This is a genomic window from Streptomyces sp. NPDC096132 (genome assembly GCF_044763345.1).
Taxonomy (GTDB): Bacteria; Actinomycetota; Actinomycetes; order Streptomycetales; family Streptomycetaceae; genus Streptomyces.
This window is the reverse complement of record NZ_JBIWGA010000007.1, coordinates 1-16,589: the sequence shown is the minus strand read 5'-3', so window position 1 is coordinate 16,589 and position 16,589 is coordinate 1. Positions and strand designations below refer to the sequence as shown.

Here is a 16,589-nt window from a genome sequence, read left to right as displayed (position 1 = left end):
CCCCGCCGCGCCCCCGGTCCCGCTCCGTCCGCCTCCCCCCGGCCTCCCCGTCTTCCCGTCCTCCCGTCCTCCCGTCGACAGGACCCCTCCCATGCGTTTCGCCACGTACGAACACCGCAACCGACGCCAGGTGGCCGTCGTCGAAGAGGACGGCCACCTCTACCCGCTGCCCGGCGTCAGCTCGCTCACCGGCCTGCTCGCCGACCGAGGCGGCCTCGCCGAACTGCTCGACGCGGGCTCCGTGATGCTCGACGTCCCGGCCGGTCCGCACGTCTCGGACGTCACCCTGCTGCCGCCGCTCCAGCCGCCCACCGTGCGGGACTTCGTGACCTTCGAGGAACACGTCGAGGGTGTACGACGATCGGTCGACGGGGCGGCCGGGGTGCCCGAGCAGTGGTACGCGGCCCCGACGTTCTATTTCACCAACCCCTATGCGGTGTACGGGCCTTACGACGAGATCCCGGTGCCGCCGGCGTCGAGCGTGCTCGACTTCGAGCTCGAGGTCGCCGCCGTGATCGGCAAGGAGGGCCGCGACCTCACCCCCGAGCAGGCCCGCGACCACATCGTCGGCTACACCGTCTTCAACGACTGGTCCGCCCGCGATCTGCAGTCCGCCGAGATGAGAGTGGGCCTCGGCCCGTGCAAGGGCAAGGACACCGCCACCACCCTGGGCCCGTACCTGGTCACCGCCGACGAGCTGGAGCCGTACCGCGACCCGGACGGCTTCCTGCGGCTCGCGCTGACCGCCGAGGTCAACGGCGAGGTGGTGGGCAAGGACCTGCTGTCCAACATGAGCTGGACCTTCGAGGAGATGGTCGCCTACGCCTCGCGCGGGACCTGGGTGCGTCCCGGTGACGTCCTCGGCTCGGGCACCTGCGGCAACGGCGGCTGTCTGGCGGAGCTCTGGGGCGTACGAGGCCGGCGGAACCCGGCGCCGCTGAAGCCCGGCGACACGGTCACGCTCACCGTCGAGGGCATCGGCACGCTCTCCAACACCGTGGTGACCGGTCCCGATCCCGTACCGGTTCCGGCCGCCCGGCGCCGTCCGCGGGAGCGGCCGTGACCGACGGACTCCGTCCCAAGCGGCTGCTCGGCAAGGTCGTCGTGGTGACCGGCGCGGCCGGCGGCCAGGGCGCCGCGGAGGCCGAGGCGCTGACCCGGCAGGGCGCCCGGGTCGTCGCCACCGACGTGACGGAGGCACCCGGCTGCCGCCGCCTCGACGTGACCAGCGAGAAGGACTGGGCGGAGCTCGCCGCCGACCTGCGCGACGCCTACGGGCAGGTGCACGGCCTGGTCAACAACGCGGGCGTCACCCGGCGCGCCCGCCTCGACGACGTACGGCCCGAGGACATGGCCCGGGTCCACGCGGTCAACGTCACCGGTCCGCTCCTGGGCATCCAGTACCTCCTGCCGTTGATGCGCCCGGGGGCCTCCGTCGTCAACGTCGGTTCCTCGGCGGCGCTGACCGCCCACTACCCGGTCGCGTACACGGCGAGCAAGTGGGCGCTGCGCGGCCTGTCGAGGACCGCCGCGATGGAACTCGGCCCCCGCGGCATCCGCGTGAACACCGTCCACCCCGGCTTCGTCGAGACGGAGATGACCGCCTCCGCCGCGCCCGCCTTCCGCGAGGCCAACCTCCGGGAGACACCGCTCGGCCGCACCGGAACCGTCGACGACATCACCCCGCTCGTGGTGTTCCTGCTGTCCGACGAGTCCTCCTTCATCACCGGTGCGGAGATCCCGGTCGACGGCGGCCTCACCGCGCACGGCGGCACCAAGTCGATCTCGGACGCCCTGCGCACGGGCGCCTGACCCAGCACCAACGCACGGCAGAAAGGCCCTCCCTCCATGGACAAGGTGAGTCCGAGCGCCGCGCAGGCGGTCGCCGACATCCCCGACGGCGCGTCGCTGGCCGTCGGAGGCTTCGGCCTCAGCGGCATCCCCGACGTACTCGTCCAGGCCCTGCACGCCCAGGGCGCGACCGGCCTCGAGGTCGTGTCGAACAACTGCGGGGTCGACGGGCGCGGGCTGGGCGTCCTGCTGTCCGCCGGCCGGATCGCCCGTGTCACGGGCAGTTACGTCGGCGAGAACAAGGAGTTCGCCCGGCAGTACCTGTCGGGCGAACTGGAGGTGGAGCTGGTGCCGCAGGGCACGCTGGCCGAGCGGCTGCGGGCGGGCGGCGCGGGCGTTCCCGCCTTCTACACCCCCGCCGGCGTCGGCACACAGGTCGCCCGGGGCGGTCTGCCCTGGCGGTACGCGCCGGACGGGTCGGTGGCCTACGCGTCCCCCGCCAAGGAGACCCGCACCTTCCACGGCCGTACCCATGTCCTGGAGTTCGGGATCACCACCGACTACGCCCTCGTCCGGGCCTGGCGCGGCGACCGCCACGGCAACCTGGTCTTCCGCAAGTCCGCCGCCAACTTCAACCCGCTCGCCGCGACGGCCGGACGCGTCACGATCGCCGAGGTCGAAGAGCTCGTGGAACCGGGCGGGTTGCACCCCGACGAAGTGCACCTGCCGGGCATCTTCGTCCAGCGGGTCGTGCCCCTCACCTCGGCCCAGGCCGCCGACAAGCACATCGAGAAGAGGACCGTACGAGCATGAGCGCCACCGTCCGCACCCGACCGGGCTGGACCCGCGACCAGATGGCCGCCCGCGCCGCCGCCGAACTCGCCGACGGCACCTACGTCAACCTCGGCATCGGCCTGCCCACCCTCATCCCCGGCCACCTCCCGCCCGGCGTCCACGTCGTCCTGCACTCGGAGAACGGCATCCTCGGCACCGGCCCGTACCCCACGGCGGACGAGGTCGACCCGGACCTGATCAACGCCGGCAAGGAGACCGTCACCGTCCTCCCGGGGGCGTCCTTCTTCGACTCGGCCCTCTCCTTCGGCATGATCCGCGGCGGCCACATCGACACCGCCGTACTCGGAGCCATGCAGGTCTCCGCCACCGGCGACCTGGCCAACTGGATGATCCCCGGCAAGATGGTCAAGGGCATGGGCGGCGCGATGGACCTCGTCCACGGCGCCCGCCGCGTCGTCGTCCTGATGGAGCACACCGCCAAGGACGGCACCCCGAAGATCGTCAAGGAGTGCGCCCTCCCGCTCACGGGCGAGCGCTGCGTCCACCGCGTCATCACCGACCTCGGCGTCCTCGACGTCACGGCCGACGGCCTGGCACTGGTGGAATGCGCCCCGGGCGTGACCGCCCAGGACATCGCGTCCCGCACCGACGCGCCGGTGATCCCGCGGCCCTGAGTCCTGGACGCCCCGGCGCGGCGGCCGTCCGGCTCAGGCCGGGTCTCTGCAGGCCGGTGTGGACGAGCTGGCGGCCAGGCTGGAATCCGACGGCGTCACCGCGCGTGGTTTCGCGGCGGACGTCCGCGATCCGGAGTCGGTCGAGCAGGCTCTCGCCGCCGCGTCGGCGTCGCTCGGCCGCCCTGGCCCTGCTCGCGGCCGTCGTCCTGGCGATGACCGCACGGATCGTGCAGAGCAGCGGGGTCCTCAGTCGCTGCCGAGGATGAGGCAGGTCGTGGTGGCGTGGGCGATCAGCTTCCCCTCGTCGTCCACCACCTTGCCCTCCGCCGTGGCGGTGCGGCGGCCGGCGTGGATGACGTTTCCCTCGGCGCTGAGCGTCTGGCCGCCGGTGTGGGCGGCCCGTATGTAGTTGACCTTGAGTTCGAGGGTCGTGTAGGCGACGCCCGCGGGCAGGGTGGTGTGCACCGCGCACGCCATGACGGAGTCCAGGAGCGTGGCCGCGATGCCCCCGTGGACGGCGCCGAGGGGGTTGGCGAAGTCGGGCCGGGTGTCGAGCGAGATGACCACGCGGCCGTGTTCCACTTCGTCGAACCGCATGCCGAGCAGCCTGCCGATCGAGGGGATGTCGGTGTCGGTCGGCCGCACGGACTGTATCCAGCGCATCAGTTCGAGGCCGGACAGGGCGGTGGGGTCGGTCGTGGACACGGGTTGCTCCTAGCTCTGTGCTGCTCGGGGTTTCAGCCGAGGGGGTTGCTGGTGTCCCGCAGGGCGGCGAGGACGGGTGCGTACATGCGGGTCCTGATGGTGGCGAGGGTGTCGCCCGCCTTGGCGGCCTGGGCTCGCGCGATCCCGACTGCCGTCGTCCGTACGGCGCCCTCGTCGACGGCGTGGTCGACGATACCGGCGTCCAGGGCGTCGGAGCCGCCGTAGCGCCGGGCTGTGACCATGGCCTCGTGGGCGGTCCGGGGCGTCAGTCGGGACTGGATGAGGGCGGACATGCCGGGTGTGAAGGGGATGTTGATGTCGGCCTCGGGCAGACACCAGAAGCCGCGGTCGGCGCGCATCACCCGGAAGTCGTGGGCCAGGGAGAACATGGCACCGGCGGCGAAGGTGTGCCCCTGGAGGGCCGCCACGGTGACGACCGGCAGGGACAGCAGCCGGGCGAAGAGCGCCTGCACGGACACGACGTAGTCCATGTGCTGGTCGGCGTGGGCGAACAGCCAGTCCAGGTCGAGGCCGTTGGAGTAGAACTTGCCCGTCGCGGCGGTCACCAGGGCGCGCGGCCCGTCCGCCTTCTCCACCTCGTCCAGCGCGGCGTCGACGGCGGCGATCCAGTCGGGGTGGAAACGGTTCTCGCCGTCTCCGAGATCGAGTATGAAGACGTCGTCCTGTCGGTCGAGTTGAGGCATGGCGGCTCTCTCGGGCTGGGCGGTCACGAGCGGGTGCCGTGACCGGGATCGGGGTCGGCGTCGGGCCGGTCGCGCAGAGCGTGGACCAACAGGTCGTGGATCTCGGCGGCGGCGTCGTCCAGCGGCGTGGTGCTGCGTTCGGCCCGGCACATGATCACGGCGCCCTCGACCGCGGCGATCACGAAGGCGGCAAGCCTCCTGCTCCGCCCCTCGGGCAGACCGTGGCGCAGGAACAGGGCGGCCAGCGCCTCGCGCCAGCGGGCGAAGACCTCGGCGGCCGCGCGGACGAGCTGCGGGGCGTCGTCGTTGGTCTCGACGGCCACCGCCACGATCGGGCAGCCGACCCGGAAGTCACTGTCGACGAGCCGGTTCCGCCACAGGGCGAAGAACGCGTCGATCGCCTCCGTCACGTCGTCGGCCCGTGTCGCGGCGTCGATGAGGCCAGCGATGTAGTCACCGGCCCGCGCCACCGCCTCGTCGATCAACTGGGCGCGCCCGCCCGGGAAGTGGTGGTAGACCGATCCGCGCGGAGCACCGGTGTGCGCGAGGACCCGGTCGACGCTGGTCGCGCCGGCGCCGTACTCCCCCAGCAGGGCGGCGGCACCGAGGACCATCCGCTCCCGGCTGTCGCTCTTGCGCGGACTCACACCGTCACCGGCCTTCCTCGGGCGCCCACGGCCACTACCGATAGGTAACTTATGGGGTATGCCATAGAACATGCAAGAGGGTTCCTCGCATCGCCGGGCGGAGGGGACGGCACATGCGCACCTCCCTGTACGTCTCCGGCTCGCCGCCACGGGGCCTCGGGGTGGGTGGGGTACGCGTCGGCGGCGAGCCGCAGCGCGTACACCGCCCGGTCGGTGCCCGGGACAGGACCGAGGTACAGGTGCCCGGTCATGTGGCACCAGACGGGCAGGTCGAGCGGCGCGGCCGGATCGGTGGCGACGACGTGGACGACGGTGCCCGCCGCCGCACCGTCGATGGCCCGGCGAAGACGCAGCAAGAGGGTGACGCACAGCAATCCGGTGCCGTCCACGGTGAGGCCGGCACCGGCGGGTGCAGCGGGCCTACTCATCGGCGGCTCGCGCTGACGGCGATCGCCGGGAGGACGGCGAGGGCGAGGACGCCGCCGGTCAGGGCGAGGACCGGGTAGCCTGCGGCCGCGACGACGAGACCTGAGCTCAGGCCGCCGGTGGCGCCGGCGATGGCGATCGAGACGTCGACCAGCCCCTGGGTCCTGGCGCGGGTCGCCAGCGGCACGGCGTCGGTGATCATCGCCGTACCGGAGACGAGGCCGAGGTTCCAGCCCAGCCCGAGCAGGGCGAGCGCCAGGGCGAGCAGGGCGACGGAGTCCGCGGGCGCCGCGGCGGCGGTGAGGCCGGCGGCCAGGAGGGTGAGTCCGGAGGCGGCGGCGACGACCGTGGGGCCGTATCTGTCGACGAGCCAGCCGGTCAGCGGTGAGGGCAGATACATGGCGCCGACGTGGATGGCGATGACCAGGCCGGAGGCGGCGGTGCCGTGCCCGTGGTCGTGCATGTGCACCGGGGTCATCGTCATGATCGCGACCATGACGAGCTGGGTGAGGATCATCGTCAGCGCACCCGGCATCAGCCCCGGCCCGCGCGTCTCCGCCGCGGTGGCCTCCGTCGGCTGCTGAAGGTCGAGCGTGCGGGCGAGCAGCAGAGGGTCGGGGCGCAGCCAGACGGCCAGGACGAGGGCGGCCAGCGCGTAGGCGGCGCCGGCCAGCAGGAACGGCCCGGCCAGAGTGGGGATACCGAGGTGGTCGGCGAAGTCGCCGGTGGGCGCGGCGAGGTTCGGGCCGACCACGCCGCCGAGAGTAGTGGCGACCAGGACGGTGGAGACCGCGCGGGCACGGTGGGCGGGCGCTGCGAGGTCGGCTCCGGCGTAGCGCGCCTGGAGGTTGGTGGCCGTCCCGGCGCCGTAGACGAACAGGGCGATGAACAGCAGCACGGGGCTGTCGGCGACCGCCGCGGCGATGACACCCGCGCTGCCGACGGCTCCGGTCAGGTATCCCGCGGCCAGGCCCGGTCGGCGGCCCCGGGCCTGGGAGATACGGCCGATAGTGACGGCGGCGAGGGCCGAGCCGGCGGTGAACAAGGCACTGGGCAGGCCCGCGAGGTCGCTGGAGCCGAGCATGTCCTGCGCGAGCAGGGCACCGACGGTGATACCGGCGGCGAGCCCGGCCCCGCTCAGGACCTGGCTGCAGACCAGGACGGTGAGGACTCGACTTTGTGCCTCGGACCGGGGGGATATACCAGCTGGGGTGTCTGAGGCGGTACTCGTCACGGGGACTTCTTCTTTCCGGTGAGGCGGCCGAAGCCGGCAGGGGACGACATCGCCCGGCGCTGCACGAACGGCGGCAGCGCCGGGCTGGTGGTGACGTGCCAGAAACTGACCACGACTCGTCGACGGCCGGCTACAACCCGTCAACGACGAGGTAGCCGTCAATACGCCGGACGTGCGCGCAGTCGGGATCCGGCGGCAGGGCGTGCCCGAGATCGTTGCCGCGCACCTCGCTGATCCACTGGTCGTGCTGGTACTCGTGGTTGATGAGCGCCGTGAGCAAGTGGGTTGCGACGATGGTGAGCTGGGTGGGGGCGCCGACCCGGCCGGCGGCGATGTCGCCCATGCGGGCGTGCACGCGTTCGGCGACGGTGGTACGGAAGTCGGTGAGTCGCCGGACGGTGGGCAGGGCTCCCCGGAACTGCTCGGGGTTCGCCGAGTCCATGAGTCCGTCGAGCTCCGGGTCGGGGCTGGGCTCGGCCGCGGTGAGGTTGCGGATCATGAAGTGGGCGACGTGGGCCTGATGGCCGAGATGCCAGCCGATGGCGCTGGAGTTCTCGTGCGGACGCCAGGTCACCTCGTCCGGGGTGAGGTCCCGCCACAGGTCGTCGGTGTAGGCGCGGGCGCGGTCGTACTCGCCAAGCAGTGCTTCGATCTCGTGCATGGTGTCGCCTCTTCTGCGTTCAGGGGTGCCGTTGTCACGGAGCGGGGGTGCCCGTGCGGGCAGGGGGTGTGGACAGAACGGCACAGGCCGCTCGCTCGGCGGCGGCGAGAGCGCCCTCGATGTGCCCGGCGTACTGGACGGATGTCTCGGTCGTGGCCCAGTGCAGCCTGCCGTCCAGCGCGGGCCGCTGGTAGAGGGGGTGCCCGAACAGGGAGTAGTCGGCCAGGCGATGCGCGGCGGGCGGCGCGGTCCACGGCTCGCTGCTCCAGTCCTGTACATGGAGCGACTCGGGTTCCGCGGCGGCGGCGCCGAAGAGCTGCGACAGCTGGGCGGTCACCGCCTGCTCGAAGCCGGGGCCGACGGCCTGGGCCGGGGCGAAGCCGAACAGCGCGGAGGGCCGCCCGTCGGGCCCCGACATGTCGTGCAGTTCCTGCAGCGGGCCGGTTCTGCTGAACGCCGCCCCGGCGAGCCCCGCCTCCCGCCAGAAAGCGGACGGGTATCGGGCGACGATCTTGGCAACGGCCCCCATCCACACCGGAGTCGTCCGGGCGAGGCGGACCAGGTCCGGGGGCAGTTCCGGATCGAAGGCGATGTGAGAGAGGGCGAGCGCGGGCGGAACGGCGAGCACGACGTGCTCGGCATGCAGCACCATGTCCGGCGTACGGACGTCGAGCCCGCCGGTGGCGCGGCGATGGATCGCGGTGACCGGGGTGTCGAGTCGCAGGACGTCCGCCGGCAGCTCGGCCGCGAGAGCGCGCGCGAGGGTGTCGGCTCCTGGCGCGAAGCGACGGGCGGGGACGCCGATCGGATCGCCGGCCAGCCGGCGTACCCCGGTGGAGTCCTGAAGCATCGTGTCCCCCGCGAGGTGCTGCTCGAAGGTGTCGATGCCGAGCCGCGCGGCAAGATCCGCGACCCGTCGCTCGCCGTCCCAGAACCAGGTGGCCCCCAGGTCGAGCGCCCCCGGCGGGGCCGCGACGCTGAGCAGACGCCCGCCGCAGCGGTGCCGCGCCTCCAGGCAGACGGTGTCGCGCCCGGCCGCCGTCAGAGCGGCGGTCACGGCCAGTCCGGCGATCCCGGCACCGATCACGACCACGTCGTGGCCGTCCTGCTGGAGCATGCGCGGCTCCCTTTCTCTGCTCTGCCGGTGTGCTTCTCCGCTCCACGACGGCGGTCAGGCACCGGGGGCGAGGACCATCCGGAAGCGGGCCTTGCCGGCCTGTTGGGTGTCGAGCGCCTGCTGTGCCTCCTCCAGCGGGACGGTCTGCACCCGGGGGCGGACACCGGTGGCGACGGCGAAACGCATGGCCTGTTCGGTGTCGGCGGGGCTGCCGGTCAGATGACCGCTGACGCTGCGAGCCCTCATGACGAGCTTGGCCAGGGGAAGTTGCAAGGGCGATCCGTCGAAGCCGACGACGGTGAGCCGCCCGTGCGGGGCGAGCCCGTCCACGAGTTCCGCGAGCGGCTTGCTGCCGGCGGCCGTGGACAGGATCAGCTTCGCCCCGCCCACCTTCCCCAGCGCGGCTCCGGGTCCCTGCCGTTCGGTGTCGATGTAGTGCCGCGCGCCCAGTTCCTGGGCGAGTTTCCGCTTCTCCTCGCCCCTGCCGATCGCCACCGTCTCGAACCCCATCGCCGCCGCGAACTGCACCGCCAGATGCCCCAGACCGCCGATCCCGAGGACGGCGACCAGGTCACCCGGCCCGGCGCCGGAGTGCCGCAGGGCGTTGAAGGTGGTGACGCCCGCGCAGCCGAAGGGCGCGGCCTCCGCCGCGGACAGCCCCTCGGGGATCCGGGCGAGGGTGGTGGCGGGAACCGTGATGGTGCTCGCCCAGCCGCCGGGATACGACAGTCCCGGCACTTTCCGCTCCGGGCAGTGGACGACATCCCCGACCCGACAGGCGGAGCAGTGCCCGCAGCTGCCGCCGAACCAGCCGACGGCCACCCGCTCCCCCACGTCCCAGCCCTGCACCTGGGGGCCCAGCTCCGCGATCACCCCGGCGACCTCGTGGCCCGGAGTGATCGGGAAGCCGGCCGCCGGAGCGGGACTGCAGACCGTGCCGATGTCGGCGCCGCAGATCCCGGTCGCCGCCACGTCGACACGCACCTCGCCGACCCCGGGCGGCCGTGCCTCGACCGGGACGACCCGTACGGCGCCCCCGGGCTCCGCCACTTGTGCGGCCCGGTGAAAACGGTTGGCATCCTGGGCCACGGGATTCTCTCCAAGAAATGAAAAGGGGCGTGGCTATCCACGCAATACCGCAGGTGCGGCTTCGTCTGCACCGTAAGGCGTTCCGGAGGACCCCGGTAGAGGATCATGGGGAATGGGGGTATAAATGCTAGTTATAGCCAGGAGGGGAGCAGTATGAACATCGAGGGGCTGCGCTACGCACGGGCCGTCTCCGCGACGAAGTCCTTCAGTGCCGCCGCGCGAGCCTACGGCGTCACCCAGCCGGCCCTGTCCAACGGCATCGCACGCCTGGAACGGGAACTCGGCGTGACGCTGTTCGAACGCTCGCCGCGCGGGGTCACGCCGACCCCGGACGGCGCCCGCATCCTGCCCATGATCGACCAAGCCCTCGACGCCCTCGACTCGGTGGTCGCCGAGGCCCACCGGCTGGCCCACCCGACCGCCGACACGATCCGCATGGGCGTCTCCCCGCTGATCGGCGCCGACCTCGTCGCCCGGGCCTTCGACGCCGCCCGCAACCTGGCCCGGCCGCGCGACCTGGTCCTGCGCGAGGCGGATCTCACCCACCTGCGCGACGACCTGCGAGCAGGTGAGCTGGACATCGTGCTCGTGCCCGCCGTGCAGGCCATGCCCACCTTCCGGCGCCGCGTCATCTCCCGCGAGCCGGTCGTCGTCATCGACCCCGCCGGCTCCCGGACCGAGAGCCCGGTCGAGCTCCACGCCGCGGCCGACGCCGCCTACATCCTCGTACCGGACAGCTGCGGACTGACCACCTTCACCACCGAACTCTTCCGCAGCCACGACCTGGCGCTGCGCACCTACCCCGGCGAAGCCTCCAACTACCGCGTGCTGGACGAGTGGGCGCGCATGGGCGTGGGCGCCGCGCTGCTGCCCCAGTCCAAGACCACACCCGAACACGGCGGCAGCCGCCCCCTCGTCCGGGCCGGGGCTCCCGTCGAGATCGCCTACGAGGCCGTCTGGGACAACGGCACCCCGCTCGCCGCCGACCTGGAGCACTTCGTCGCGACTCTCGCTCAGTACGCCGATGAGGGCATGGGCGATTGACAGAGGTTATGACTCCATCACGACTCCATCACTCCGCCGCCCTTACCGGAATCACGGCCATGAATCCAACGTCCCGGGCATGGCGTAAGACGTCGTCGGCGGCCTGAAGCCCTGACTGTCCGCGGACCCGGAGATCAGGATCCACGAAACGGTCCGAGAAAGGCGCATCACGATGACGAGCAGGGACGCCGCCGTACTCGACGACCCGGTGGGCGAGTCGCTGCGCGGCCGTCACGCGGGACTCGCCCGCCGCCTCGGCCGGGCCGTGACCTACCTGCCGGACGTCGCGACGTTCTCGGCGGTGCCCGCCGCCGCGGAGTCGACGGACTGGGCCGACCTCGCCGGACTGCTCGGCAGCGGCGGGTTCGCCGACATGTTCAGCTGCCGGGCGGCCCCGCCTCCGGACTGGGAGCCGGTTTTCACCCTGGAAGGCCGACAGATGATCTGGCGCGGCGACCGACCCGTTCAGGCCGGTGCCACGACCGACCCGGGCGTGGTCGAACTGGGTGCGGCCGACGTGCCCGAGATGCTCGATCTGGTGGCACGGACCCAACCGGGACCGTTCTGGCCGCGCACCCACGAACTGGGCACCTACCTCGGCATCCGTGACGGGGACAGGCTGGTGGCCATGGCGGGCGAACGGCTGCGGCCTCCGGGGTGGACCGAGATCAGCGCTGTCTGCACAACTCCTGAGGCACGCGGGCAGGGCCACGCTCTTCGCCTGGTGAGCGCGCTCGCCGCACGCGTCCTGTCCCGGAACGAACGCCCCTTCCTGCACGTGGCCGACACGAACACCGCCGCGATCGCGCTCTACGAACGGCTCGGCTTCGAAAGCCGCACGCAGGTGACCTTCCGGGGGTTCCGCACACCGTGAGGCCCGCCGAATGGGCCTCAACAGGGCGCCGACGCGTCGAGTGACGCCCGCTCGGCGAAGGGCCGGGCGCACGGGCCGGCATCTCCCACGCCAGGCCGAGAACGCCAGAGCCTCGTCGACCGCACCACGTCGTCGACGTTCCCGTCCGAGGTCTCCAGGGCCGCTTCAGCCCGTCATCCGGGCCGACGGCATCGCCAGTCGCATGCACCGCCATGCGCGCCGCAGAGGCAAGCACGCTGGCGCCTTTCAGTTCCGAGGCGCATCGGGCGGGCCGCGTCCTCGACGCCGGCGACTCGGTCGGCTCGGTCGACGGGCCCAGGGTCGGCCGACCTGTGCGCCCACGCTCCCTGATCCGTCACGGGCACACCCACTTCACGGTTCCGCCACTCACACAGAATCCAACGAGAAACGACAGAACCATTGACCTGACACCCTCTCAGTCCTACTTTCTTGACCGGCTCATCGACCACCGTCCGACATATCGGACGGTGGCTCTAGCCGCGAGGGCGTGTCCCTCAAGGTGGTCACCGAGTACACGTCCCCGCCACGTCGACAGCTCACCGGTCTCCCGGGGCCCAGAACCCCGGCAGCAGCCGACGTAGTGACAAGGCCCGGCGGCCACCGTCGGCCCGGAGCCTCGCACGCCAGTGATCCCCCTCCTTCCCCCCTGGAGAGCCGCATGTCGCACCCCGCGGTACGAAGATGGACCAGACGCGTTGCCGCTCAGGCCCTGGCCGCCGCTCTCGCGGTCACGGGCCTGGCGAGCCTCGACCGGCAGGAGCCGTCGGTGTCCCTGTTCGCCGAGCCGACTGCCGTGAGCACCAACCAGATCGACGTCACACCGTCGCCGATGGGCTGGGCGTCCTGGAACACCTTCTTCAGCAGCATCGACCACAGCGTGATCAAGCAGCAGGCCGACGCTCTGGTCTCCTCCGGTATGGCTGCCGCGGGTTACCAGTACGTCAACCTCGACGACGGCTGGTGGCAGGGCGACCGGGACGCGGACGGCGACATCGTCGTCGACGAAACCCTGTGGCCGGGCGGCATGAAGGCGATCGCCGACTACATCCACAGCAAGGGCCTGAAGGCCGGCATCTACACCGACGCGGGCAAGCAGGGCTGCGGTTACTACTACCCGACCACCCGCGCCGCGGCGCCCGACACCGGTATGGAGGGCCACTACCAGCAGGACCTCGAGACCTTCCAGCGCTGGGGCTTCGACTACGTCAAGATCGACTGGTGCGGCGGTCAGGTCGAGGGACTGGACCAGGAGACCACGTACAAGCAGATCGCCGCCGCCAACGAGGCCGCGAGCGCCGTGACCGGCCGCGACCTGGTGCTGTCCTTCTGCGAATGGGGCACCGGACTGCCGTGGAACTGGGCCACGGGCTACGGCGACCTGTGGCGCACGAGCCATGACGTGCTGCTGTACCAGGAGACCCCAGGCCTGACGAAGATGTACCGCAACTTCGACGAGGCCCTGCAGCCCGCCGCCCAGCACACCGGCTCCTACAACGACCCCGACATGCTCATGGTCGGCCTCAACGGCATGACCGCCGCCCGCAACCGGCTGCACATGAGCCTGTGGTCCATCGCGGGCGCCCCGCTGCTGGCCGGCAACAACGTGGCCACGATGACCACCGAGACCCGCGACATCCTCACCAACCCCGAGGTCCTCGCCATCGACCAGGACCCGCGCGGCCTGCAGGGCGTCAAGGTCGCCGAGGACACCCGAAACCTGCAGGTGTACGGCAAGGTACTCGCCGGCACCGGCAAGCGAGCCGTGATGCTGTTCAACCGCACCGGCTCCGCCGCGAACATCACCGTCCGCTGGGCCGACCTCGGCCTGACCCCGGCCAACGCGACCGTACGCAACGCCTGGACCCGCACCGACGCCGGATCCTTCGCGACCAGTTACACGACCTCCGTCCCGGCGAACGACGCTGTGCTGCTGACCGTCTCCGGCACCGAGGCATCCGGCACGACGTACGAGGACACCACCACCGCCACCACGCCGAGCTTCGGCGTCACCGCCTCCGCGGCGGGCACCAAGCTCGTGGACATCACCTACTCCAACGGCGGCACCACCGCACGCAAGGCCACCATCAAGGTGGACGGCCAGTACGCGTACGTCGTCTCCTTCCCGCCCACCGGCTCGGCCACCACCTACCGCACCGTCTCCGTGCTCGCCCATCTGGCCAAGGGCGCGAACACCGTGAAGTTCGCCGCGGTCTCCGGCGGCACCCCACCCGACATCGACGCCCTCCGCGTCCAAGGGGTCCCCGGCACCGACGGGGCGGCCCTCGTCGGCTCCGCCTCGGGCCGCTGCGTGGACATCGAGAAGAACACGTACGTCAACGCCACCCAGGCACAGATCTGGGACTGCTCCGGCGGCCGCAACCAGACTCTCCAGCAGACCTCACGCGGCGAACTGGTGGTCTACGGCACCAAGTGCCTCGACGCCGACAACAACGGCACCACCAACGGCACCAAGGTCATCATCTGGGACTGCACGAACGGCACCAACCAGAAGTGGACCGCCCACTCCGACGGCACCCTCACCAACAACCTCTCAGGCCTGTGTCTGGACGCCTCCGGCGCGGCGACCGCCAACGGCACCAAGCTCATCCTGTGGACCTGCAACGGCCAGAGCAACCAGAAGTGGACCCTCACCTGACACCCGTCGCAATGGTGTGAAAGAACGACCGGCGAGGGTGCGGCCGCACCCTCGCCGGTCGCGCTACACACCCCTGAAGCACCGCCCCTCAAGGCCACGGGCCGCGACGCGCTCGACGGGGATCCGCTCGTCAGTAGCTCAGGGCCATCGGGGGGCCGGGCTGGGAGAGGACGGTCATGTGAGAGGGGAGGCCGCCTCCCCCGAGCGGGGGACGACGTGAAGCACGTGGGGCGCCGGGCCGCGTCCGTCCGCGCCCGCGACGTCAGCGGATCGCTGACCCGGCAGTCGCTCCTGGTCGCCGCGACCACCCTGGTCGTGGACTGCCTCGGCTTCCTCCTCGCCGACGGATCCCACCCGCTGACGACGTGGCACTGGGTGATCTTCGCGGCCGTCGTCGTGGGAGAACAGCACCAGGGTCGTTCTGCTGACCACCTACGACCAGGACGTCTACGTCCACCGCGCCCTGCGCCGGAGCCAGCGGCTTCCTGCTCAAGAGCCTCCCCCCGGAGGAGCTCATCGCCGCCGTCCGGGTCGCCGCCCGCGGCGACGCCTTCATCGATCCCTCGGTGACTCGCCGCCTCCTGACCCGCCTCGCCGAAGGGGTCGCGCCGCCGGCCGTCCCCGCCAGCCTGGAACACCTCACCTCGCGGGAGCGCGACGTGCTGCTGCTGGTCGCCGAGGCCTGCACCGACACCGAGATCGCCGACCGCCTCGGTATCGGCGACGAGACCGTGAAGAGCCATGTCTCCCGCATCCTGACCAAACTCAACCTCCGCGACCGGGTCCAGGCCGTCGCCTACGCCCACCTCCACGGCCTCGTCAAACCTGCCTCCACCCGCTCGCCCCGTCTTCCGACCCGACGAGCACCACCCGCGACCGGCGCAGGCGCGGCCCCGGCGGACCGTGGACCTGAGCGCGAGAGAGCTCTGGTCAACAGATGAGCACCCGCCCTGAACAGGCAGTTTCCCCAGCCCCTTCCGTGAGGCGGAAGAGGTGTTGCGGCGCCGCGACGCCCTTCCCGACGATGTCGCCATCACCCAACGACGGGAGCCGCATCCATGCCGCACACGACCGCCTTCGCCAGGAACCAGTGGTACAGCTAGCGCACCTTTCTGACCTGCGCTTGTGTGGGGGCGATGAGGCTGTGACCTGCTAGGTCGGGTTGCAGAGGCGAGCGGAGGCAGTCAGAGGAAACCGCTCTGATTCGACCCCGGTTCGACCCGGGTCGCTCGGAGGCAGTCAGAGGCATCAGCCTCTGCAACAGGCCTCTGGGGGACCTGAGTTGACCGGGGTGGATCAAGAGTGGACCACTCTGGCGGGGCTCTGTTTCGACCTCGGTCGAGCTGCGATGGGGACGCCTGCCTCCACTCGGGGCCGGTATGACGAGGGCCTCCAGGACGGCAATCCTGGGGACCCTGCCGGCGCTGATGGAGGTCGGTTCCGGGCACCACCCGTGGTTTTAGCGGGCCTGGGTGGCGTCCACGTCTTTGCGAGACGACCCCACCGTGACGCACAACACCCATCACGACCTCTCTCGACCAAACGCATCCCAATTCAACGGCGTTGTTCTGGGCTACGCCCAACTTCCGTCGGCTGCAACCGATCTCATTCTGCTCGGCGACCTCACCGGCCGCTACGCCACCGGCAGTTACAGCCGACTCACCTCCGACGGCCGGACCGTGATCCCGCGCGCGGACCGCCAAGGCGCGGCCGAGCACGGACACCGGATCACCGCAGCCATCGCCTGCCACGTCGCCCGCGCCGGCGGCAGCATCGACCAGCTGACGCAACTTCTGCTGCACCCTGAGCACGAAGGCGGACGGCACACTCGCGGCATCGCGCTGCGCTCCGGGCAGACCCGCGCCCTGGACTACATCCGCCGGGTCTGGAACAGCGCTTCCAAGACGATCAGCACCACCATCGCGCTGAGCTCCCGGCACGACGCGTACGAGGTCCTCGCCGCACTGCGGGACCGGATCGAGACGACACCGTGGCGTGGTGAGCGAGGACGGACCGCGCTGCGGGTGCTGCGGGCGCACCTGAACTTCGCCGAGATCGCGGGCGGCCCCCTGCACCACGCCAGTGAGCGGCAGACCGCGGAGGAAGCCGGAGTCTCCCGCACGACGCTGCGGGTCGTCTACGAGACGGTCC

Annotated in this window: 16 protein-coding genes and 1 pseudogene; 9 read left to right on the top strand and 8 right to left on the bottom strand. The window is 71.4% G+C overall.

Annotated elements, in window-relative coordinates; genetic code table 11:
• Positions 1 to 91: 91 nt before the first annotated feature.
• The 4 genes from ACIRF9_RS17980 to ACIRF9_RS17965 are packed head-to-tail and all read left to right on the top strand — an operon-like array spanning position 92 to position 3,260.
• Positions 92 to 1,063, top strand: a complete 972-nt coding sequence (locus ACIRF9_RS17980) for a fumarylacetoacetate hydrolase family protein (protein ID WP_403822524.1) — start codon at positions 92 to 94, stop codon at positions 1,061 to 1,063.
• The gene (locus ACIRF9_RS17975) at positions 1,060 to 1,812 is read left to right on the top strand and encodes an SDR family NAD(P)-dependent oxidoreductase (RefSeq protein WP_403822522.1); all 753 of its coding nucleotides are present in this window, start codon (positions 1,060 to 1,062) and stop codon (positions 1,810 to 1,812) included. Before ACIRF9_RS17980 ends, ACIRF9_RS17975 begins: the two co-directional genes overlap by 4 nt.
• 36 nt (positions 1,813 to 1,848) lie before the next feature.
• Positions 1,849 to 2,604 carry a CoA transferase subunit A gene (locus ACIRF9_RS17970; protein WP_403822520.1) on the top strand — a complete coding sequence of 252 codons (756 nt, stop codon included), beginning with the start codon at positions 1,849 to 1,851 and terminating at the stop codon, positions 2,602 to 2,604.
• Positions 2,601 to 3,260: a 3-oxoacid CoA-transferase subunit B gene (locus ACIRF9_RS17965; RefSeq protein WP_403822517.1), complete on the top strand. Its 660-nt coding sequence runs from the start codon at positions 2,601 to 2,603 to the stop codon at positions 3,258 to 3,260. The genes ACIRF9_RS17970 and ACIRF9_RS17965 overlap by 4 nt, the downstream gene beginning before the upstream one ends.
• Positions 3,261 to 3,506: 246 nt before the next feature.
• On the opposite strand, the gene ACIRF9_RS17960 is transcribed toward ACIRF9_RS17965, so the two are convergent.
• The 8 genes from ACIRF9_RS17960 to ACIRF9_RS17925 all read right to left on the bottom strand — a co-directional run bounded on the left by ACIRF9_RS17960 (position 3,507) and on the right by ACIRF9_RS17925 (position 9,843).
• On the bottom strand, positions 3,507 to 3,965 hold the full coding sequence (locus tag ACIRF9_RS17960; protein ID WP_403822514.1) for a PaaI family thioesterase: 459 nt from the start codon (positions 3,963 to 3,965) through the stop codon (positions 3,507 to 3,509).
• A gap of 32 nt (positions 3,966 to 3,997) precedes the next feature.
• Positions 3,998 to 4,669: an enoyl-CoA hydratase-related protein gene (locus ACIRF9_RS17955; protein ID WP_403822511.1), complete on the bottom strand. Its 672-nt coding sequence runs from the start codon at positions 4,667 to 4,669 to the stop codon at positions 3,998 to 4,000.
• 23 nt (positions 4,670 to 4,692) lie between these two features.
• Positions 4,693 to 5,316 carry a TetR/AcrR family transcriptional regulator gene (locus ACIRF9_RS17950; protein ID WP_403822509.1) on the bottom strand — a complete coding sequence of 208 codons (624 nt, stop codon included), beginning with the start codon at positions 5,314 to 5,316 and terminating at the stop codon, positions 4,693 to 4,695.
• Entirely contained in the window at positions 5,313 to 5,744 is a 432-nt protein-coding gene (locus tag ACIRF9_RS17945) for a sulfurtransferase TusA family protein (RefSeq protein ID WP_403822506.1), read from the bottom strand. Before ACIRF9_RS17945 ends, ACIRF9_RS17950 begins: the two co-directional genes overlap by 4 nt.
• Complete coding sequence (locus tag ACIRF9_RS17940; protein ID WP_403822503.1) at positions 5,741 to 6,976, bottom strand: MFS transporter; 1,236 nt, start codon at positions 6,974 to 6,976, stop codon at positions 5,741 to 5,743. Before ACIRF9_RS17940 ends, ACIRF9_RS17945 begins: the two co-directional genes overlap by 4 nt.
• 130 nt (positions 6,977 to 7,106) lie before the next feature.
• The gene (locus tag ACIRF9_RS17935; RefSeq protein ID WP_403822500.1) at positions 7,107 to 7,637 is read right to left on the bottom strand and encodes a DinB family protein; all 531 of its coding nucleotides are present in this window, start codon (positions 7,635 to 7,637) and stop codon (positions 7,107 to 7,109) included.
• 34 nt (positions 7,638 to 7,671) lie between these two features.
• A complete protein-coding gene (locus tag ACIRF9_RS17930) occupies positions 7,672 to 8,754 on the bottom strand; it encodes a flavin monoamine oxidase family protein (protein WP_403822497.1) in 1,083 nt (360 codons plus the stop codon).
• 54 nt (positions 8,755 to 8,808) lie between these two features.
• Complete coding sequence (locus ACIRF9_RS17925) at positions 8,809 to 9,843, bottom strand: alcohol dehydrogenase catalytic domain-containing protein (RefSeq protein WP_403822494.1); 1,035 nt, start codon at positions 9,841 to 9,843, stop codon at positions 8,809 to 8,811.
• Positions 9,844 to 9,996: 153 nt separating this feature from the next.
• Between ACIRF9_RS17925 and ACIRF9_RS17920 the strand changes: the two genes are divergently transcribed.
• The 5 genes and pseudogenes from ACIRF9_RS17920 to ACIRF9_RS17900 all read left to right on the top strand — a co-directional run.
• Complete coding sequence (locus tag ACIRF9_RS17920) at positions 9,997 to 10,887, top strand: LysR family transcriptional regulator (RefSeq protein ID WP_403822491.1); 891 nt, start codon at positions 9,997 to 9,999, stop codon at positions 10,885 to 10,887.
• Positions 10,888 to 11,059: 172 nt separating this feature from the next.
• Positions 11,060 to 11,761 (top strand): GNAT family N-acetyltransferase, encoded by a 702-nt coding sequence (locus ACIRF9_RS17915; protein ID WP_403822488.1) that lies wholly within the window; start codon positions 11,060 to 11,062, stop codon positions 11,759 to 11,761.
• A 679-nt stretch (positions 11,762 to 12,440) separates the two neighbouring features.
• On the top strand, positions 12,441 to 14,438 hold the full coding sequence (locus ACIRF9_RS17910; protein WP_403822485.1) for an RICIN domain-containing protein: 1,998 nt from the start codon (positions 12,441 to 12,443) through the stop codon (positions 14,436 to 14,438).
• A 566-nt stretch (positions 14,439 to 15,004) separates the two neighbouring features.
• Positions 15,005 to 15,379 (top strand): response regulator transcription factor, encoded by a 375-nt coding sequence (locus tag ACIRF9_RS17905; RefSeq protein WP_403822483.1) that lies wholly within the window; start codon positions 15,005 to 15,007, stop codon positions 15,377 to 15,379.
• Between the two features lie 564 nt (positions 15,380 to 15,943).
• Positions 15,944 to 16,589: pseudogene (locus ACIRF9_RS17900) on the top strand (transcriptional regulator); the annotation flags it as partial.